Source organism: Acinetobacter zhairuonensis (assembly GCF_022601715.1).
Lineage (GTDB): Bacteria > Pseudomonadota > Gammaproteobacteria > Pseudomonadales > Moraxellaceae > Acinetobacter.
In genome coordinates, this window is sequence record NZ_JAKVIM010000014.1 from 29,771 (window position 1) to 50,938 (window position 21,168).

Sequence of the window (21,168 nt, forward strand, 5' to 3'; positions counted from 1 at the left end):
CATATGGATCGTCATGACTTGGCTTATTTGCATCCCGCAGCAGACCTACATTTTTTGGATAGTTCCTTACCTGAACCTGCTAGACAAAAAGTGTACCAGTTACTGCAACAGTCTGTGCCGATGACCATTTGTCGGCAGGACAATGACGATGCAACTCAGGTTAAGCTGGCGATCAATTGCTTGGTTGATGGGTGTAAATATCGTGTGGCTTGCTTGGTCGAAGCGGATGAAATTCAGCTTATTACCCGACCACTTTCCTTACATACCTTATTCATCGAACGACCACAGAGCTTTCAAGATGCAGCATTGAATGATTTTTCAAAAGCTTTAGCCACACTCAACTGCGAAGTGTATGTCTATGGCTCTTATGCTTATGAATATCTGACTCAAGAAGCCTATGTTCGTCCTACATCGGATTTAGATTTGGTGTTATATCCTCAAGAGATATCCAGACTCTCAGATATTTTAAAACTGATTCAAAAGACTCAAACTTTAAGTGCAGTCCGTTTAGATGGTGAAATCAAAATCTATTCAGACTGGCATGTTTCATTTAATGAATTACTGATGATTTATCCTGACGCTAAGCAGAGCATTATCGGTAAAGGTTTGCAGCGTGTGGACATGCTGAAATTAGAACAACTATTAGAATGGAATCTTGAAGATGCAAACTGTACAGAAGCATGACCCTCTATTATTAGATATTTCGCAGCATGCGATGCGCTTAGATCTTCTGGCTCGAACAGCGCTGTATGAAGAAGTGAGCTTGGCACATAAACCCGGTTTGGTCTGTCCAACCACTCAAGGTAGCCATCAAGATATGGATTTCGCCTTGTTTAAGCGTAGCATCCAGTCATTAACCCATTATTTTCAAGAACAATGTTTAAATGGCTATCACGCAGCCAGTTTTGACAGCATCCGACAATGCGGGATTCAAGCTGAATTGGACATGATGGCAGCCACGAATCAAATCAACACTCACAAAGGTGCGATTTTTAATTTAGGTTTTGCCAGTGCTGCTGTAGGGAAATGTTTAGCAGCCGAAACACCTATCCATGCAGATGCCGTTAGTACAATGCTCAAGCAAACATGGCAAGATGAATTGCTGCATCATTTAGAACGCAACCCGAATAGTCATGGACAGCGTATGCGCAGTCAATACGGGATTACAGGCGCGATTGAAGAAGTGGCTTCTGGTTTTAAAACCGTTATGGATGTCGCGCTGCCACACTATTTAGCGATTTATGAAAAAACAGCAGATCAAAACAGAGCGTCTATTCAAACCTTGTTTGCTTTGATGGCACATCTGCAAGACACCAATATTGTTTGGCGCGGTGGTTTGTCTGCTCTATATATTGTGCAAGATATGGCAAAGCAATTTTTGACACGTGGTGGAGTCTTGCAAACCCATTGGATTGAAGATGTGCAGAAAATCGAAGATTATTTTGTGCAACATCGTTTAAGTCCGGGGGGGAGTGCGGATTTACTCGGTGTGACCTTATTTTTGCTGAAGGTGGAACATGAATTTCGCAATTATATTTAGTGGGCAAGGCTTGCAGAATTTAGCCCATGTACAGCAATTAAAAGACCTAGCCCTTGAGTTAAATGTGAGCCAACAACTGCAACAACATTTACCCCAATTATTTGATCCAGATTTATCTGAACCTGATTTATACCCTAATGACTTCGCTCAGCCTTTTATTTTTGCCTTGCAGTGGTGTCGTTGGCAAAAGCTAAAGCTTAAGTTAGATGAAATCATTAGTTTCTCAGGCTATTCACTTGGGGAACTCAGTGCGCTGATTTGTTCAGCGGAACTCAGTTTTGAACAAGGTTTATATTTAGCGCGGCATCGGGCATTATTAATGTCAGCTGCCGCACAAACCTCAAGTGGATTAATTGCCGTGCAGGGAATCAACTGGAAAGCACTAGAACCACTTTTAGCCACAACGACTACCTTTCTATCAATTAAAATCAGCGACAGTAGTTTTATTGTCGGGGGTGATGACGAAAATCTAAAACAACTGGTGCTAGAGCTTGAACAGTTAGGAGTACGTTCGGTAAAACGCCTTAACGTTACAATTCCTTCACATACCCCCTTAATGAACAGCGCTGTAGAACCTTATCAGCAAGTTTTGCATCAACAGACCTTGAATCGGCTTAGCGTTCCTATTATTAGCGGTTCGGGTGGGCAAAAATATTTTAAATCAAGTGAAGCAGTGGATGCGCTCATTGAGCAAATGAATCATGCCATAGACTGGGATTCTTGCTTAACTGTGATTCAAGAAAATCAACCTGATTTGGTTTTAGAGATTGGTCTTGGCACCGCTTTAAGCAAAATGTTGTTGGATCGACATCCAAGTTGTACCGTCAGGGCAGTTGATGATTTTAAGACGTTTGAAGGGCTAGAGCTTTGGATTGAAAAGCAGATGAAAGCCTATTCCTAAACAACAGCTAAAATGGCTTAGATGGATACAGTAATTATAAAGACATGCTTCAGGTACTTTGTAGAAATTCATTTAAGTAAAAAATATGATTTGATCGGAACAATTGCTTATTTCAGTTGAAGTTCAAGATTCAGTATATTGATTGAACTGAAATCAACGAGGAGTATCCAACAATGACCATTAAATCGATCCGTTACAATCGAGGAGAACTTGCTTGCTGAACTATCCCATGTGCAGCATAAAATGCAAAACAGTGAGACGCTATGAAATGGGGATAAATGACATAGTGTCTAAATCCGTCAACATTCAAGATTATAAATTAGAACAGACAAACAGAATAAAATTATAAAGTCCCAATTGTTGGGACTTTTTTTCCTTTCAATTGATGAAACAAAAATTTCAGTCACGTTGCTGTACGGCACGCTCGACTTCTTCAGGTTCAATTTTCTGAATTTTATTGCCAAAGCTACGTAACCACCAAGTGAGTTGGGAGGTAAATGGCACGGTTGCTGAAATCTGAACAAGATTTCCTGCTAAAGGCGTAACCACTTGATCTTTACTCAGTTGGCTTTCTTCAAAGTAGTGCGCTTCACATTCTGGAATTGTTAATTTTAATGCCACATTATCGGTCGGTTTATTGTAGTCGACTCTAAAACCGAGCGCACCAGAATCAATATATGCATCAATATCGAAATTCACAGGATGCAGTGCACGAGATTCAAGCACTTTAGCTGACTTAAAACGGTGCAGCGCAAAGGTTTGAATGTCGGTTTTATCATAACGGGTGCAAATTAAATAGATGGTTGCACCTTTTTGCACCAAAGCCAATGGATTCAGCGTATAAACACTTTCTTCAGCCTGTGGTCGTTTCTGATAAACACATTCGAGTTGCTTGTCTTGTAATAATCCTTCATAAATGGCTTGTTGAGCAATTCGGTCAACTACAGGCGGTATTAAAGGCTGATTTGCAGGCACAATACGTACCCGATTAATCCATTGGCGCACATTGTTCTGGGTCGATAAACTGCGTCTTGCCAGATCAAACCAAGGGTTCATTTCTTCTAACAAACTGGGCGGTAATAGGTGCTTTAAATGCTCTTCGACCATCATAAAGGTAACCGCTTGCGAACTGGTCATATGCGGTAAACTTTGAATCGGAGCATCAGAACGCCAGCGCCAGCCTTGCGGTACGGTTTTGTTGCTTTCGATGGGAAATCGCTGCGAAATTTGGTTTAAATCACGCTGAATAGTACGCAAGCTGATATCAATGCCTTCTCTTTGTAAGAGTTCTTGTAATTCACGCGTACCCATCCATTTGCCCGTAGAAAGGCGCGACAGGATTTGCCATTGTCGATAAAGACTATTCGATGTTTCTTTTTCTTGTGCAGACATAATTAAAAAATAGATCAGTTGGAATTTACAAGACTGTGTTCAACACAATAAAAAAACCCGACCCGATTGGCAAGCGTTTCTCAAACAATAGGGTAAAGAAAGTCCAAATGTGTTTAGACACAACATCAAGCAGAAATGACATTGAGTACAGAAGCAATACATGAATAAATAGCGCTAAGCGTAGGAGATGCAAGGAGTGGCATCTTTATTGCTTGATATAAAAATGTAGTGCTATAAATATAAAGAGGGTCATATGCTTAAAGAGAACGAGATTGCAGATACAAACGGTTTATCACTAGATGTAAATACTAAGCAATTGACAGTACAAGTGGAGGGCATAGCAAAACAACAGGAGAAAACACAATTACTTTTTGAGAGAACGAATTCCGTTTTTTTTAATGAAATGTTGGATGATCATACAGTTTCAGAAACTGCATGCGCAAAAATAGAACAATGGCTTTCACAATATACTTTAGATGAATTACAAGCTTTAAATCAGCGTGCCAAAGAACACTTTTTATATGAGGGCATTACTTTTACCGTATATGGCGAAGCAGAGGGTACAGAGCGAACCATTCCTTATGATGTAATTCCACGTGTGATCGCGAGGAAGCAGTGGAACAAAATATCACTTGGGTGTGGTCAACGAGTGAAAGCATTGAACTTGTTTCTACATGATATTTATCATCAACAAGATATTCTCAAGGCTGGCATCGTACCTGAATTACAGGTACTTAAACATGAGGCCTATCAACCGCACATGTGCAATCACAGTTTAAAAGGCAAAATCTATAGCCAAATAAGCGGGATTGATATTGTTCGTGATCGTCATGGTGAGTTTTATGTACTGGAAGATAATTTAAGAACACCATCAGGCGTGTCATACATGCTCGAAAGTCGTAAGATTAGCCAAGAATTGATGCCTGAACTCTGTCAGCAAAATAACTTACAAGGCATTGAACATTACCCATTATTACTCAAAGAAATTTTGGCAGAGAATGCCTTTGTCGATAATCCATTTATTGTCATTTTAACGCCTGGTCGTTTTAACAGCGCGTATTACGAACATTCTTTCTTGGCAAGGGAAATGGGTGTGCCTTTAGTAACATCGCGTGACCTTTACGTCGAAAACGATAAGGTTTATGTCAAAACCGTACGAGGCAAACAACGGGTTGATGTAATTTATCGTCGTATCGATGATGAGTATCTCGATCCATTATGTTTTATGCCTGATAGTACGCTAGGTGTTGCAGGCTTGATGTCTGCCTATTTGCAAAAGAATGTGGTCATTGCAAATGCACCGGGTACGGGTGTTGCCGATGACAAATCCATTTATCCTTATGTTGATAAAATGATTCAATTTTATTTGGGTGAGCAGCCTGTTTTAAAGAATGTTCCGACCTATCAATGTCGTGAAAGCAAAGACCTTGAATATGTGTTGGATAACTTATCTCAACTGGTTGTTAAAGAAGCTCAAGGTTCAGGTGGTTACGGTATGCTGATTGGACCACATGCGTCTGCACAACAAATTGCGACCTTCAAAGATAAAATTTTGGCAACACCACATCTTTATATCGCACAACCAACTCTAGACTTGTCGGTGTGTCCAATGTTGACAGATTCTGGTCTTTCAGAGCGTCATATCGATTTACGTCCTTTCATACTGAGTTCACCTTATCGTACCGAAATTGTGCCAGGTGGTTTAACGCGTATGGCGATGCAGGAAGGCTCTTTGGTTGTTAACTCCTCACAGGGTGGTGGCATAAAAGACACATGGGTTGTAGACCATCTACATTCATAAACCATAACCACAAAGATTGAGGAGCTATTTCATGATTTTACTGAATACCAATGCACAACATATTTTTTGGTTAGGTCGCTATTTAACCCGTATTGAATATCTATGTACCCAATTTCCCTTTATAGATGATCAAAAGGCGGTGGCATTTGCTCATGCATTTTGTTTACCCGCTTTTGATGCCACGTCACTAAATGAATTGGTGTTAGATCCTGAGCAACCCTATTCATTTATCCAGCAGTTCCAATATGCGAAAGACAATATTCAGGAATTAAGAGGGATATTTTCGTCAAAAACCTATGCTGAACTGAACCAATACATTCGCAATGGCTGTGAAAATTCGACCTGTATTTGTGATGTGATTGCAGATTGTCGAGAAGTACTCGAAACGGAACCCGAAGAAATCTTCTTATTTTTCTCTTTGGGACAAACTCTAGAACAATTGGATCGTCAGCTCCGCTTAAAGCAGGACCAGACTCAAACTTTACAGCACATAGCTGGATTTATTGAAGTTTTAGAGCAGATGGGATGGGAGAGTTTAGATGAAGCTTGGCAGCAACTCAAAACTCAGCCAGATCAAATGAGCTTTTATAATTTTAGTGATCAAATTCAATATTTGTTTGAGGTGAATGCATGAAACTCATGATCAACCATCAAACGCATTATCAATATACTGAACAAGCGTGTAATAGCATTCAGTATATTAAAATGACACCATTTAACAACGCACATCAAAAAGTACATTACTGGGATGTCAGTGTACCTGGTGAGCGTTGTGTGAAGCAGGATGCATTTAAAAATATATGGATTACCAGCTCGCAGCGTTTTGCATATGAGCAGATGACCATTATGGCGCAAGGGATTATTGAATTGTCACCTAAGCCGTTTGCATTAAACGTAACAGATCATCTCAATCCTTATCTTTTTTTGCAACCAACGCCAACCACCATGTGTAATGCAGAAATGAAGGAGTTTGCACATCGCTTGGTACCTGAACTGACTCGTCACAATCTGATGAAACTATCAGAGGCGATTTTGCAGCATATTCCGTATTTGCCGAATCAAACTTCAGTCAAAACTTCTGCGATTGAGGCATTTCATGATCGTCAAGGGGTTTGTCAGGATCATAGTCATGTATTTATTGCCATGTGTAAGGCTTTGGGCTTGCCAGCGCGCTATGTTTCGGGTTATTTATTTGTGCCAAATACATCACACCTTGCCAGTCACGCTTGGGCTGAAGTATTTATAGAAAACTCATGGTATTGTTTTGATACCAGTAATCAACTTTTCAGCCCTGATGCGCATGTTTATGTTGCAGTCGGTCGTGATTATTTGGATGTTGCCCCAATTCGTGGAGTGCGTGAAAAGGGCGGTATTGAATCGATGCACTCAATTGTTCAGGTACTTGCATGTTAATGTGAGTTTATTAAGGGGAAGAGATGACTTATTGTTGTGCGCTACGATTAAAGGATGGACTTGTCTTTATTAGTGACACGCGAACCAATGCAGGCGTGGATCATATTTCTGTATTTCGAAAATTGTATACTTTCGGGATTGAAGGCGAACGATTTATTACCATTCAAACATCGGGGAATTTAGCCACAACTCAAGCTGTCATTGGCTATTTGCAGAATCAAATTGAATTAAAACGTGAACCTAATCTGCTAAGTGTAGATTCCATGTTTGAAGTAGCAGAATTGGTTGGGCATACCTTGCAGAAAGTAATTTCGGATGTCACTGAAAATACCCATGAGCAAAGTAATTTTTACTGTAGCTTATTGTTGGGTGGGCAAATCGGTGGAGCTGAAATGCAGTTGTATAATATTTACCCACAGGGTAATTTTATCTGTGCAACCAGTGATACACCTTACTTTCAGATTGGTGAAAGTAAGTATGGCAAACCAATTCTTGACCGCGCATTGACCTATGACATGCCTTTAAGTGAAGCATTACGTTGTAGCTTGATTTCTTTTGATTCTACTTTACGCTCAAATGTTTCAGTCGGAATGCCTTTAGATGCACTGATCTATACCAAGAACAGCCTGCATATTCCTGATGGTAAACGCATTACCGATGAAGATCCTTATTTCATGCGCATCAGTAAGCAGTGGTCAGATACTTTACGTAATGGCTTGCAAGAACTGCCCAATCCTTCGGAAGATTATTTTAAGTAAGTTTTATTCCTAAAATTTCTATGAATAGCGCGATTAATCGCGCTATTCTTTTATCTATACTACTAGCTAAAAACATAAAAATCAGGATGAAAGACCATGTATCAACTCTGCTATGCCAGTCAAATAAAATCAAATCCGGAAAACTTATTGCAAGATTTACGAGATATTTTATCTGAGGCTAGGGATTTTAATGTGCGACACCAGATTAAAGGGGTGCTGTGCTATGCAGATGGAGTCTTTTTTCAATGTTTAGAAGGTGATCAAGATACGGTATTGGGTTTATTGGGAAAAATTAGTAATGACCAGCGTCATCATGAAGTAAATATATTGTTGACTCAACAGATTGATTCAGAACCTCATTTTCAAGATTGGAGTATGAAGTTTATTGGTCGGCATTCTGAGATCCATCAATATTTTGAACAACTTGGATCACAGCAGTTTAATCCATTATTGTTGCAACAGCAGTCACTCCAGCATTTTCTAGAATTACTTTATCATCTTCCTGAACAGACTTTATAAAAGCAAAAAAGCTGATGAAGATAGAACCAGATACTGCTGATTCCACAAGGAGGTAGTATCTGGTATGTCATAGTCTATATAAGCGTACGCATAGGACGTTGACTTAAGCGACATAAAAGCTCATAACCAATAGTGCCATTTGCTTCAGCAACATCATCCACTAAGCGTTGTTTGCCCCATAGCTCAACAGGGGTACCAATGGTAATGTTTAGTCCTGTTACATCAATGGCAATCATGTCCATTGCCACACGACCTACTACAGGTACAGCATTGCCATCAATTACAACAAAATTTTGCTTAAGATAAGCACGTGGGTAACCATCCCCGTAGCCAATCGACACAATGGCTAAATCCATATGCTGTTTTGCGGTAAAGGTTGAACCGTAGCCGACTTGTTCACCTGTTTGAATGTGATTGAGTGCAATCACTTCAGCGCTAAAGGTCATCACAGGTTTTAAATCTAAGGCGTGAACGTTACGATCTGTAAAAGGAGTAGCACCATACAGCATAATGCCGGGGCGCACATAATCAAAATGCAGCTCAGGCCAACGATAGATGGCTGCTGAATTACAACAAGAAGCAAGAATCGGAGAGCAATGTTCTTTCACATGTAAAAATTGTTCGATTTGCTGCTCATTTAAAGGATGCTCAGCATCTGCATTGGCAAAATGCATGGCTAATACACAAGTAAAGCCTTCAGCTTTAAGTTGCTGAATCACGTCAATAATTTCAGAAACTTTAAAACCTAAACGGTTCATGCCGCTATTCAATTTGACCCAGACTTTGAGTCCAAGCGCATTGTACTGTTCTTTATGTTCGAGCAACCAATTGACTTGCTGTTGATGATGAACAATGCATTCTAACTTGTGCCCAATCACAGCCAGCATTTCATCAGCAGAAAAAACACCTTCAATCAAGGTAATTGGCTGTTGATTGCCTAAGGCGCGAATTTCGAGTGCTTCTTGTAAACAGGCAACACCAAAGGCATCTGTTTCTTTCAAGGCTGCGAGACAGTCTTTGACGCCGTGTCCGTAGGCATTGGCTTTGACCATACTTACGATTTTTGCTGTTGGGGCAAGTTGTTTAACACGGTTTAAATTATATTGAAGTGCTGAATGATCAATACAAACTGTAGCTTGGCGCACCCGAATAACTCCTTGGGAACAGGGAATGGCTAGATTAAAACAAATGCTTTATTTCAAGTCATAGAATGAGGGAAATGTGATCTTGAGTTGCTCATGAAGCATAACCACAAAATATGCTAGATATTGTAGACCTATAAAATGCAAATACCCATCTAATTTCATGGCTTTATTCCATATAAATGTATAGCTTGCAGGGATTGTTCGATTAAAGCATTTATATCGACTTTATATTTTAAATTATTAATCTTTAAAATGAAAAAAATGGGCATTAAGCCCATTTTCTTATTCTTCATCATCGTACTGACTATAGTACTCAGGGGATAAATTACTAAAACGCGTATATTGACCTTCAAAAGCCAGTCGAACGGTACCAATCGGACCGTTACGCTGTTTACCAATGATAATTTCAGCAGTACCAGCTTCTTTCGACTCTTTGTTATAAACCTCATCGCGGTAAATAAACATAATTAAGTCGGCATCCTGCTCAATCGCACCCGATTCACGTAAGTCAGACATTACAGGGCGTTTATTCGGGCGGTTTTCCAGCGAGCGGTTAAGCTGAGATAAGGCAATTACAGGACACTGCATTTCTTTTGCTAATGCTTTTAAGCTCCGTGAAATTTCACCAATCTCACCCACACGGTTATCACCCATGCCAGGAACTTTCATCAGCTGTAAATAGTCGACCATAATACAGCCTAACTTACCGCCATGTTGTTTGGCAACTCGACGTGCTCGGGCACGTAATTCGGTTGGAGGCAGGGCTGAAGAGTCATCAATATATAGATGTTTTTCTTGGAGTTGTAAAATAGTCCCTGTAACTTTGGACCATTCATCACCATCCAATTTACCTGAACGTAAATGACCTTGGTGTACTTTGCCATAGGCAGAAATTAGACGCATTGCAATCGAATCTGCAGGCATTTCCATAGAGAACACAAGAGCAGGAAGGTCACAGTTAAACAGTACACTTTCAACTAAATTCATGGCAAAAGTGGTTTTACCCATGGATGGACGTGCAGCAACAATAATCATATCGCCTGCTTGCATACCAGAGGTTTTGTTGTCTAATTCAACAAAACCAGTGGTCAGACCCGTAATGTTTCCATCAAGTTGCGAAAGTTCATTTAATTTATCAAATACGTCAGCAACAACAGTATTAATGGCTTTAGGACCTTCATTTTTCTTATTGTTATTATGTTGTTCTGCAATCGAGAAAATATTGGTTTCTGCGAGGTCTAATATTTCACTGACGCTTCGACCTTTGGTGTCATAAGCATTTTGTAAAATTTCAGAGCTGACTTTAATCATATTACGTAAAGTCGAGAATTCTTTAATTTTATTGGCATAGGTTTCTAAGTTATAGAAGCTCGATGGCGAGTCAGCCATCAGTTGCATTAAATATTCTTCTCCACCAATTGCCTCAAGCAGATTTTGCTTGATCAGCCAGTCATTCACCAAGACTGCGTCATAAGGGGAGTTATCTTGCGCAAGTTTTTCTATGGCACGATAAATGTATTTATGTCGTGTTGCATAAAAGTCTTGTTCATTCAGTAGATCACTGACTTGTTCAAATGACTCAGCTACTGTCATTAGCGCGGCAAGTACTGCTTGTTCAATCGCTAAATTATGTGGAGGTGTACGAAATTCTTTGAGTTGAGACTCATTTGATTTATTGTCTGCTTTGGGTGCATTTGGTGTAGCAGTGGCATTCGCCTGAGACATATCAAAAACCTAAAGATAAAAGCAGGGATGTATAATGCAGATTGAAGTGCATAGCATCATGATGATTCCATCAATAATACGCACTCTGATATAAAATGAGAACCTAAATTTATACTCATTTTAAGCTGGAATTCCAAGACAAGAAAATCCAGAGATAAAAAAAGAGCATGCCTGAGCATGCTCTTTTTCTTGCAAGAAATTACTCAGATACGATAGTAACGAGAACTTCAGCAACAACATCATGATGCAATTGGATTGCGATGTTGAATTCGCCAGTGTGACGAAGTGCACCATTCGGTAAACGAACTTCTGCACGGTCAACAACAAGACCAGCATTCGTTAAAGCGTCAGCGATGTCACGCGTACCGATAGAACCGAAAAGTTTACCTTCGTCACCAGCTTTAGCAGTGATTACGATGTTAACTTCGTCTAATTGGTCAGCACGTGCTTGAGCAGCAGCTAAAACATCAGCTTCAGCTTTTTCAAGTTCAGCACGACGAGCTTCAAAAGCAGCAGTGTTAGCTTCAGTCGCTGCTACTGCTTGACCTTGAGGGATAAGGTAGTTGCGGCCGTAACCAGCTTTAACTGAAACTTTATCGCCTAATTTACCAAGGTTTTTAATGCGTTGTAATAAAATAATATCCACAGCTCAACCTCACTTATGATTGTCAGTGTAAGGGATCAAAGACAAGTAGCGAGCTTGTTTAATAGCAAGCGCTAATTGACGTTGGTAACGAGCTTTAGTACCTGTAATACGGCTAGGAACAATCTTGCCGTTTTCAGTGATGTACTGTTTTAAAGTGTCGATATCTTTGTAGTCGATGTACGTAACGTTCTCAGCTGTAAAGCGGCAGAACTTGCGACGACGGTAAAAACGTGCCATTGATGTTCTCCTTATGCTTCAGCAGAGTCTTGAGCAGCTAGTTGTGCTTCTTCACGTTGAGCTTTACGCGCACGCTTTTCTTCAGCACTCTTAGCCAATAATGACTCTTCAGTGATTGCGTTTTCACGACGGATGATTAAGCTACGAAGGATCGCGTCGTTATAACGGAACAATTCTTCTAACTCATCAAGAGTAGTTTGACCACACTCAACATTCATAAGAATGTAGTGAGCTTTGTGGATCTTGTTAATTGGGTAAGCCAATTGACGACGACCCCAGTCTTCAAGACGGTGGATTTGACCTTCAGCTTCTTTGATGTGAGTTAGGTAACGTTCTACCATACCCACAACTTGATCGCTTTGATCTGGGTGTACCAGAAGTACGATTTCGTAGTGACGCATTGTCAGCTCCTTACGGATTATACAGCCCCTAACGTAATTGTTAGAAGCAAGGAGTCACAACCTAGGTTGTGTCGCATTAGATGCGAGGGGTGAATTTTAGAAGGTTTAGCAACAAAATTCAAGCAATATTAAATTTATGCGTAGAGAAAAGAAAATATCGGGATTTATCTAAATGGGGGAGATATGAACTTACAAATAGTAATTCTATGAAGAAATGAAATTGAGACCAGCTTTAAAAGATAGAGAGGAGGTCTCTATCTTTTAAAACAGGGGTAAATGCGGGGCAGGGCTTACATAGCTAAAACTGAAGCTAAAACTTAATGCAGTAATTAGAATCACTGAATATAAGAAATAACGTTTAGCCCAAACTTGATCATTTTCAGCCTTAAATCCAATAATAGATAAATATACCCAATAAGCACATAAAGCATTAAAAGTGATTAAGAAGAATAGGTTTGTATAACCAAAGCAATATAAACCATTTAAAACTGCGGCAAACAAAAGTACGTAAATCAGGCTTTCGACCTTGGTACGTAAAATTGAACGTGCAACAGGTAAAATTGGAATACCTGCATTTTTATAGTCATCAAAACGATAAATTGCAATTCCCCATGAATGAGGCATTTGCCAAAGTGCATATGCTAAAAAGATCAGCAATGCAGCAACATCGAATTCATTTGAAACAGCCGTATATCCGATCACAGGAGGACTTGCTCCTGAAATACTGCCAATCACGGTTTGGTGAATGGTGGTGCGTTTGCTCCAAAGACTATAAAACCCAACATAAACAACAAAACCAAGGACAGCAAAACCAAAAGCATAAGCATTAACAAAAAACCATAACATGCCAAAACCTAATAGACCCAATACAGTTGCAAAAACAAGTGCAACAGTTGGACTAATAGTTTTTTTGACAAGTGCGCGGTTTTGAGTACGTTGCATCTTCTGGTCAATGTCTTGATCGATGACATTGTTAACTACACATCCTGATGCAACAACCAAAGTTGTAGCCAGAAGCGTAATCAGAAGTAAAAGGAAATCTACAGAACCTTGGGCGGCTAAGAAGAAGCCGCCCAAAGTGGTAACGAAGTTACCAAAGAGAATTCCTGGCTTAGTCAGGAATAAATACTTTTTCAACATGACAACCAGTTTAGAGCATCATGTTGAAGTGAAGGTAATTCATAACCCATACAGAACCGATCAAAAGAACGGCAATTGTAAGAATTGTATAAATGAATGCAATTACGTTCCAACGTTGCTCTGCAGAAGAGTTCATGTGCAAGAAGAAAATCAACTGTACAAGAACCTGAGCAACAGCAGTAATACCAATTACTGCAAGCGTTGCACCACGGCCAAAGTTTTCTGGGTTCATTGCCATATAGAATGGAACAATGGTTAATAACACAGAAACAATAAAACCGATGGTATATTGCTTCACGGTACCGTGAGCTGCATCAGAAGCATGATTATCATGACCCATTAGAGAACTCCCGCCAAATAAACTACGCTGAATACACAGATCCAAACGATGTCAAGGAAGTGCCAGAACAAGCTCAAGCAAGCAAGACGACGTGTATTCGGTAATGTCAAACCATTTTTCTTGATTTGAACCATTAACACGATCATCCATACCAAACCAGAAGTTACGTGAATACCGTGCGTACCAACTAAAGTAAAGAACGCAGATAAGAACGCACTTGTGCTTGGACCATGACCAGCGTGTACAAGGTGATTAAACTCGTACAGTTCCATGCCAATGAAGGCAGCACCAAATACCCAAGTAATCGCTAACCACAATAATACTTGGCTAACATTCTTTTTGTATGATGCAAGAACAGCAAAACCAAAAGTCACAGAAGAAATCAAGAGAGCAAAAGTTTCTGTTAATACGAAACCTAAAGACTCACTGAAAAGATCTTTTGCACTTGGCGTACCTGGTGGAACGTGACCACTTAATACAACGAAAGCAATGAAGAGTGTACCGAATAGGATCAAGTCACTCATCAAGTATGACCAGAAACCAAAGACAGTGATGTCTGTATCATCGTGATGATGATGTTCATCGTGTCCGTGGTTATCGTGATGAAGTACTTCAGCCATTGTCCTAGTCCTTCTTCAAGTGTTTTTCAAGAATCGCATAGCGTTCGTTTTCAATGCGCTCAACTTCAGCAGCTGGAACATAGTAATCAACTTCCTTAGTGAAAGAGCTTACGATGAAGCTGATGATTGCAGCAACAAAGCTTACGACAACTAACCACCAAATGTGCCAGATTAAACCGAAGCCCATAACAGTAATGAGCATTGCGATTACAAAGCCAGCAGCACGGTTTGTCGGCATATGAATATCTTCATAAGACGCTGGACGTGCATAAGCAACACCATTCTCTTTGTCATTCCAGAAAGTATCGATACCGCTGATTTTTGGAAGGTGAGCAAAGTTATAGAACGGAGCAGGTGATGATGTAGACCATTCAAGTACACGACCATCCCATGGATCGCCTGTAAGGTCCATGTTGTCATGACGTTGTAAGAAACCAACGATGATTTGCATTAAGAAACATGCAATACCGATTGCGATTAATACAGCACCAAACAATGCGATTGTGATGTACGGATCCCATTCTGGGTTGTCATATGTATTCAAACGACGAGTCATACCCATGAAACCAAGGATATAAAGTGGCATGAATGCAAAGTAGAAACCGAAGAACCAGAACCAGAATGCTGCTTTACCCCAAGCTTCATTAAGCTTCCAACCAAACATTTTTGGCCAGTAGAAAATGATACCCGCAAACATAGCGAATACAACACCACCAATAATTACGTTATGGAAGTGAGCGATAAGGAATAAAGAGTTGTGTACAAGGAAGTCCGCAGGTGGAACAGCCATTAATACACCAGTCAAACCACCGATACCGAAAGTCACAAGGAAGCCAAGTGTCCATAGCATTGGAGTTGTGTACGTAATGCGACCTTTGTACATGGTGAATAACCAAGAGAAGATTTTCACACCAGTCGGGATCGCAATAACCATAGTCATGATACCGAAGAACGCGTTAACGTTGGCACCTGCACCCATGGTAAAGAAGTGGTGAAGCCATACAACGAATGACAATACTGTAATTGCTACTGTTGCATACACCATTGATTTGTAGCCGAACAACGTTTTGCGTGCAAAAGTTGATACAACTTCAGAGTAAATACCAAATGCTGGTAATACCAAGATATATACTTCTGGGTGACCCCAAGTCCAAATCAAGTTTACGTAAAGCATTGGGCTACCGCCAAGCTCATTAGTAAAGAAGTGGAAACCGAAGTAACGATCTAGAGATAACATTGCAATTGTTGCAGTTAACACTGGGAATGCAGCAATAATCAGAACCGCTGTACAAAGTGCAGTCCAAGTGAAAATTGGCATATCCATAAGTTTCATGCCAGGTGCACGCATCTTGATGATGGTAACAAAGAAGTTAACACCAGTTAAAAGCGTACCTAGACCAGAAATCTGAAGTGCCCAGATATAGTAGTCAACACCAACACCAGGAGAGTATTCAATGCCAGAAAGAGGAGGGTAAGCCATCCAACCAGTAGCAGCGAATTCACCTAAAGCAAGTGAAACCATCATTAAGCCCGCAGCACCAGCAAATAACCAGAAACTTAAAGAGTTTAATAATGGGAAGGCAACGTCACGAGCACCAATCTGTAATGGTACAGAGATGTTCATTAAGCCGACAACAAGACCCATCGCTACGAAGAAGATCATGATTACACCGTGAGCGGTGAAGATCTGGTCATAGTGTTCAGGGTGTAAGTAACCTTCACCGCCACCACGAGCGAGGAAAAGTTGTAAACGCATCATGATTGCATCTGCGAAGCCACGAAGTAACATGACTACAGATACCAAGATATACATGATACCAATTTTTTTATGGTCTACAGATGTGAACCATTCGTTCCACAAGTAGCCCCATTTTTTGAAGTAGGTAATACCTGCTACTGCAGCAATACCACCTAAAACCATTAATGCAACCGTTACCAACACGATTGGATCGTGTGGAATCGAGTCTGGACCTAACTTACCTAAGAAGCTCATGTCTTATTCCCCTACAGCCGATGAAGCAGGTTCAACTGCGGCATGTGCGTCAGCAGCAGCCCCGTGAGCACCCGCAGTAGCTGAATGATCAGCACCGTGATAGTTACTCATGTATTTGTTGATCACTGATTCAAATAAGCCTTTCTCAACAGAAGAGTAGTAAGTCACTGGATGTGGCTTAGTTGGATAAGGCTTCATTGCTTCAGCAGCAGCCTTTTCTTCAGGAGTAGTCGCTTTAGCGATAAGAACTTCGATCTGATGATGCGAACGGTTGCCATCACGCAAGGTTGCGAATTCAGCTTGGTCTAAAATACCTTTCTGAACTGCTTCAGGGTTAATTGAAGTGCCGTTGCCTGCTTTCACCGCTGCTACCCATTCAGCAAACTGAGCTTCAGTCACTGAATGCGCACGGAAACGCATTTGCGAGAAGCCGTAACCTGAGTAGTTAGAAGAGAAACCGCGGTAGCCTTCAGCTGGGCTAGTTTCATTTGCTAACAAATGCAGGTGAGTTTGCATACCAGCCATTGTATAAATCTGGCCAGAAAGTGCAGGAATGAAGAACGAGTTCATTGTGAAGTTAGACGTTAAACGCAAGCTCACAGGAGTTTTCTCTGGGAAGCGAATTTCGTTAACTGTTGCAATTTCTTGTTCAGGGTAGATAAATACCCATTTGAATTGTTCAGCAATAACCTGAACAGTTAAAGGAGCTTTATCGGAATCGATCGGACGGTACGGGTCATACTTGTGTGAACCCCACCAAGTTAACCAGGCTAAAATACCAATAATAATAACTGGAACACCCCATACTACAATTTCAATAGCAGTTGAGTGTGCCCAAGTAGGTTTATAGTCTGCATCTTTATTAGACGAGCGATATTTCCAACCAAACCATAATGCCATTAAGATTGATGGAATTACCACCAATAGCATTAAATAGATCGCAGTCATCATCAAGTCACTTTGACCTTGAGCAACTGGACCTTTAGAGTTTAGAAGTACCATATCACCACCACACCCAGTTAAGAGCGCAGCAATCGTTGATAAAGACAATACAGCTAAAATCGTTTGTCTCATTTTACAACCTCGGTGAAGAGTCCCATTCCATAAATAATATGGGATAGCGATTAAAGTGTCGCATGATTGAGAATTTTGATTTTTTGCTTAAAAAAAACTTCTCAATCATGTGGCACCGCTACGTTGTAGGGCATTATGCCTGATATCGTCCAACTAAGCTATATATAAAGTCGCTTTAAATAGCTGTTATAAAACCTGATTTTGGGGGTCGGAATTAGAGTTCTGAATATTTTTTTTATTGAAATATCAGTCTTATGAATAAAAAAAGGGATGAATGGATCATCCCTTAATTTGAGTGACAGTTATTGTTTTATCACAGTGGTTTTTGCTAGTTTATCGTGCAATGTCTGGCGATTTTTTCCTAAAGCGAATAAATAATCAGCAATGGTAATAAACGGCATAAATAGCATATTTAAGATGATAAATACGATGCTGCGAAGCAGAAAAATTCGAGTTAAATTTACTTTTTCACCATTTTCTGCATCTACAATTTTAATTCGGGTCAGTTTCTTACCAATACTTTGACCTGATTTGGCGAGAAAGAAAGCCTGAATTGCGAGCATAATAATGATATATGCAAACATGGTTTGCCAAGCTTCAACAGGGATGAGTGTGAAAAGCTGATGCTGGAGTTGCATGGCTTGAGTGGATGAATCTGCAGTTTGCATCTTTTGTTGAATGCTGGAGAGTTCATTCACCTGATCAGCATTCAAGAAGAAAGAAGGAATGGCAGCAGCAGGGAGCCAGAGTAACAGATCAATAATTTTGGCTAAAGCACGAATATTAATTGAAGCAAGCTCTTGTTGCGGAGCCTTGCTTTCAACTTTCATTTGGCTAATGGCAGGGTTTTGTATAGGTGTATGTGCAGGTGGTACATAACCTGTTGGAGTGTATACAAGTTTCCCTTGGGTTAATTCACCTAAAGCTTTCCATTCGGTCATACCTTCATGCCAAGCCAAATCTGTAAGGAGTACTTGTTGGCTGGCAAGCATTTGATTCAACTGTTCTAACGTATATGGACCAGCTTGTTGATTATTACGTGCCAAGTAAATTTGCATAAAAATAAAATCTCAAAAATGAAAAGAGAAAAAAAGACCCAACTAATGGGTCTTTTTTTAACATGTTTTCTTAAGCTTGTTGAGCTTTTTCTTCTGCAAGGAAGAACCAAGTGTCTAAAACTGAGTCTGGATTCAGTGAAACTGACTCAATTCCTTGCTCCATTAACCATTTTGCAAGGTCTGGATGATCAGAAGGACCTTGACCACAAATACCAACATATTTGCCCGCTTTACGGCATGCATGAATAGCCATTGAAAGTAATGCTTTAACTGCCGCATCACGTTCGTCAAATAGGTGAGAAACAATGCCTGAGTCACGGTCGAGACCAAGCGTTAACTGAGTCAAGTCATTTGAACCAATTGAGAAGCCATCAAAATGCTCAAGGAATTGTTCAGCCAATAATGCATTGGTTGGTAATTCACACATCATGATCACTTTAAGACCATTTTCACCGCGTTTAAGACCATTTTGAGCGAGTAATTCAATTACACGTTTCGCTTCATGTACTGTACGTACAAACGGAATCATGATTTGGATATTGGTTAAACCCATTTCATCACGAGCTTTCTTCAATGCACGGCATTCTAATTCGAAGCAGTCACGGAAGTTGTCAGAAACATAGCGACTTGCGCCACGGAAACCCAACATTGGGTTTTCTTCTTCTGGCTCGTAAAGTTTACCACCGATCAAATTCGCATATTCGTTTGACTTGAAGTCAGACATACGAACAATCACAGGTTTGTCTGCAAATGCTGCAGCAAGCGTAGAAATACCTTCAACTAACTTTTCAACGTAGAATTCGATAGGAGAAGAATAACCTGCGGTACGTGCCATGACTGCTGCACGAGTTTCACGCGGTAAGCTATCAATGTTCAACAGTGCCTTAGGGTGTACACCAATCATACGGTTGATGATGAACTCTAAACGAGCAAGACCGATACCTTCGTTAGGAATTTGAGCAAAGTCAAATGCACGGTCAGGGTTGCCTACGTTCATCATAATTTTGAACGGTAGCTTTGGCATAGAATTAATTGAGTTGCGTTGAATTTCGAAATCTAACGCACCTTCATAGATAAACCCTGTGTCACCTTCAGCACATGAAACAGTGACTTCTTGTCCATCAGTTAAAACTTCTGTTGCATTACCACAGCCTACAATCGCTGGAACACCAAGCTCACGTGCAATAATTGCCGCGTGACAAGTACGACCGCCACGGTTAGTCACAATTGCAGCAGCGCGTTTCATTACTGGTTCCCAGTCTGGGTCAGTCATGTCAGAAACAAGTACGTCACCTTCTTGTACTTTGTCCATTTCTTTAATGGACGTCACAATACGTACTTTACCAGAACCGATACGTTGACCGATTGAGCGACCTTCACAGATTACAGTACCTTTTTGCTTAAGTAGGTAGCGCTCCATGGTGCCGACATTTTCACGGCTTTTTACTGTTTCAGGACGTGCTTGAACGATATAAATTTGACCGTCATCACCATCTTTTGCCCACTCAATGTCCATTGGTGCTTGATAGTGTTCTTCAATAATCAATGCTTGTTTAGCAAGTTCTTGAAGCTCATGATCATTTAATGCAAATTGTTGACGTTCAGCTTTTTCAACATCAACCACGACAACAGATTTACCTGCAGCACCTTCTTCACCATACACCATTTTTTGGTGTTTAGAACCGAGGTTGCGGCGTAAGATCGCGTGTTTGCCCGCTTTCAGTAATGGCTTTGAAATATAGAATTCGTCAGGGTTTACTGCACCTTGTACGACCATTTCACCTAGACCATAAGAAGCAGTAATAAATACAGCGTCACGGAAGCCGGATTCTGTATCAAGCGTAAACATTACACCAGCTGCACCAGTCTCAGAGCGCACCATACGTTGAATACCTGCAGAGAGGGCAACGATGTCGTGAGCAAAGTTTTGGTGAACACGGTAAGCAATGGCGCGGTCATTATAAAGTGAAGCGAATACTTCTTTGATTGCAATTAGAACATTGTCGATGCCACGAATGTTCAAGAATGTTTCTTGTTGACCCGCAAATGAAGCATCTGGTAAATCTTCTGCAGTTGCAGATGAGCGAACGGCAACCGCGATATCAGGGTTGCCGTTTGAAAGAGTAGCGAAAGCGTCGCGAACTTCCTTTTCCAATTCCGCTGTGAGCGGCGTGTCTACAATCCATTTACGGATTTTTGCACCAGTTTCAGCCAGTGCAATTACATCATCAACATTTAATGCTGCAAGTTCCGCGTTAATTTTAGCGTTGAGTCCACTTTGCTCGAGAAATTCACGATACGCAGCAGCTGTAGTAGCAAAGCCCCCAGGTACAGATACACCTGCATTTGCTAGGTGGCTAATCATCTCGCCAAGAGATGAGTTTTTACCACCCACGAGCTCAACGTCGTGTTTCCCTAATTTTTCTAGACCAATTACGCGCGCTTCCAAAGTTGTTACTCCACTT

The 21,168-nt window shown here is 40.6% G+C and carries 21 protein-coding genes; 8 read left to right on the forward strand and 13 right to left on the reverse strand.

Annotation, left to right across the window (positions count from 1 at the left end; all coding sequences use genetic code 11):
• Positions 1-3 precede the first annotated feature (3 nt).
• The 3 genes from mdcG to MKI85_RS11890 are packed head-to-tail and all read left to right on the forward strand — an operon-like array spanning position 4 to position 2,441.
• Complete coding sequence (mdcG, locus tag MKI85_RS11880; protein ID WP_241627940.1) at positions 4-684, forward strand: malonate decarboxylase holo-[acyl-carrier-protein] synthase; 681 nt, start codon at positions 4-6, stop codon at positions 682-684.
• The gene (mdcB, locus tag MKI85_RS11885) at positions 662-1,540 is read left to right on the forward strand and encodes a triphosphoribosyl-dephospho-CoA synthase MdcB (RefSeq protein WP_241627941.1); all 879 of its coding nucleotides are present in this window, start codon (positions 662-664) and stop codon (positions 1,538-1,540) included. Before mdcG ends, mdcB begins: the two co-directional genes overlap by 23 nt.
• Positions 1,518-2,441, forward strand: a complete 924-nt coding sequence (locus MKI85_RS11890) for an ACP S-malonyltransferase (RefSeq protein WP_241627942.1) — start codon at positions 1,518-1,520, stop codon at positions 2,439-2,441. Before mdcB ends, MKI85_RS11890 begins: the two co-directional genes overlap by 23 nt.
• 399 nt (positions 2,442-2,840) lie before the next feature.
• On the opposite strand, the gene MKI85_RS11895 is transcribed toward MKI85_RS11890, so the two are convergent.
• Positions 2,841-3,833 carry a helix-turn-helix transcriptional regulator gene (locus tag MKI85_RS11895; RefSeq protein ID WP_241627943.1) on the reverse strand — a complete coding sequence of 331 codons (993 nt, stop codon included), beginning with the start codon at positions 3,831-3,833 and terminating at the stop codon, positions 2,841-2,843.
• A 253-nt stretch (positions 3,834-4,086) separates the two neighbouring features.
• On the opposite strand from MKI85_RS11895, the gene MKI85_RS11900 reads away from it, so the two are divergent.
• The 5 genes from MKI85_RS11900 (at position 4,087) to MKI85_RS11920 (ending at position 8,324) form a co-directional block, all read left to right on the forward strand.
• Positions 4,087-5,634 carry a circularly permuted type 2 ATP-grasp protein gene (locus MKI85_RS11900; protein WP_241627944.1) on the forward strand — a complete coding sequence of 516 codons (1,548 nt, stop codon included), beginning with the start codon at positions 4,087-4,089 and terminating at the stop codon, positions 5,632-5,634.
• Positions 5,635-5,665: 31 nt separating this feature from the next.
• Positions 5,666-6,268, forward strand: a complete 603-nt coding sequence (locus MKI85_RS11905; protein ID WP_241627945.1) for an alpha-E domain-containing protein — start codon at positions 5,666-5,668, stop codon at positions 6,266-6,268.
• Entirely contained in the window at positions 6,265-7,047 is a 783-nt protein-coding gene (locus MKI85_RS11910; RefSeq protein ID WP_241627946.1) for a transglutaminase family protein, read from the forward strand. The genes MKI85_RS11905 and MKI85_RS11910 overlap by 4 nt, the downstream gene beginning before the upstream one ends.
• Positions 7,048-7,070: 23 nt before the next feature.
• Complete coding sequence (locus MKI85_RS11915; protein ID WP_241627947.1) at positions 7,071-7,805, forward strand: proteasome-type protease; 735 nt, start codon at positions 7,071-7,073, stop codon at positions 7,803-7,805.
• Between the two features lie 96 nt (positions 7,806-7,901).
• Positions 7,902-8,324 (forward strand): BLUF domain-containing protein, encoded by a 423-nt coding sequence (locus MKI85_RS11920; protein ID WP_241627948.1) that lies wholly within the window; start codon positions 7,902-7,904, stop codon positions 8,322-8,324.
• A 74-nt stretch (positions 8,325-8,398) separates the two neighbouring features.
• On the opposite strand, the gene alr is transcribed toward MKI85_RS11920, so the two are convergent.
• The 12 genes from alr to ppsA form a co-directional block, all read right to left on the reverse strand.
• The gene (alr, locus tag MKI85_RS11925) at positions 8,399-9,469 is read right to left on the reverse strand and encodes an alanine racemase (RefSeq protein WP_241627949.1); all 1,071 of its coding nucleotides are present in this window, start codon (positions 9,467-9,469) and stop codon (positions 8,399-8,401) included.
• Between the two features lie 282 nt (positions 9,470-9,751).
• Positions 9,752-11,194: a replicative DNA helicase gene (dnaB, locus tag MKI85_RS11930; protein ID WP_241627950.1), complete on the reverse strand. Its 1,443-nt coding sequence runs from the start codon at positions 11,192-11,194 to the stop codon at positions 9,752-9,754.
• A gap of 199 nt (positions 11,195-11,393) precedes the next feature.
• On the reverse strand, positions 11,394-11,840 hold the full coding sequence (rplI, locus tag MKI85_RS11935; RefSeq protein ID WP_241627951.1) for a 50S ribosomal protein L9: 447 nt from the start codon (positions 11,838-11,840) through the stop codon (positions 11,394-11,396).
• Positions 11,841-11,849: 9 nt separating this feature from the next.
• Positions 11,850-12,077 carry a 30S ribosomal protein S18 gene (rpsR, locus tag MKI85_RS11940; RefSeq protein WP_004278792.1) on the reverse strand — a complete coding sequence of 76 codons (228 nt, stop codon included), beginning with the start codon at positions 12,075-12,077 and terminating at the stop codon, positions 11,850-11,852.
• 11 nt (positions 12,078-12,088) lie between these two features.
• Positions 12,089-12,478 (reverse strand): 30S ribosomal protein S6, encoded by a 390-nt coding sequence (rpsF, locus tag MKI85_RS11945; protein ID WP_016166408.1) that lies wholly within the window; start codon positions 12,476-12,478, stop codon positions 12,089-12,091.
• Between the two features lie 261 nt (positions 12,479-12,739).
• Positions 12,740-13,618, reverse strand: a complete 879-nt coding sequence (gene cyoE, locus MKI85_RS11950; protein ID WP_241627952.1) for a heme o synthase — start codon at positions 13,616-13,618, stop codon at positions 12,740-12,742.
• Between the two features lie 10 nt (positions 13,619-13,628).
• Complete coding sequence (cyoD, locus tag MKI85_RS11955) at positions 13,629-13,958, reverse strand: cytochrome o ubiquinol oxidase subunit IV (RefSeq protein ID WP_100241763.1); 330 nt, start codon at positions 13,956-13,958, stop codon at positions 13,629-13,631.
• Positions 13,958-14,578, reverse strand: coding sequence for a cytochrome o ubiquinol oxidase subunit III (gene cyoC, locus MKI85_RS11960; protein ID WP_241627953.1), 621 nt, complete (start codon positions 14,576-14,578; stop codon positions 13,958-13,960). The genes cyoD and cyoC overlap by 1 nt, the downstream gene beginning before the upstream one ends.
• Before the next feature lie 4 nt (positions 14,579-14,582).
• Positions 14,583-16,571: a cytochrome o ubiquinol oxidase subunit I gene (gene cyoB / locus MKI85_RS11965; protein ID WP_241627954.1), complete on the reverse strand. Its 1,989-nt coding sequence runs from the start codon at positions 16,569-16,571 to the stop codon at positions 14,583-14,585.
• Between the two features lie 3 nt (positions 16,572-16,574).
• Positions 16,575-17,645: a ubiquinol oxidase subunit II gene (gene cyoA / locus MKI85_RS11970; protein ID WP_241627955.1), complete on the reverse strand. Its 1,071-nt coding sequence runs from the start codon at positions 17,643-17,645 to the stop codon at positions 16,575-16,577.
• A gap of 302 nt (positions 17,646-17,947) precedes the next feature.
• Positions 17,948-18,703, reverse strand: coding sequence for an RDD family protein (locus MKI85_RS11975; RefSeq protein WP_241627956.1), 756 nt, complete (start codon positions 18,701-18,703; stop codon positions 17,948-17,950).
• A 70-nt stretch (positions 18,704-18,773) separates the two neighbouring features.
• Positions 18,774-21,152 (reverse strand): phosphoenolpyruvate synthase, encoded by a 2,379-nt coding sequence (ppsA, locus tag MKI85_RS11980; protein WP_241627957.1) that lies wholly within the window; start codon positions 21,150-21,152, stop codon positions 18,774-18,776.
• Between the last annotated feature and the right edge of the window lie 16 nt (positions 21,153-21,168).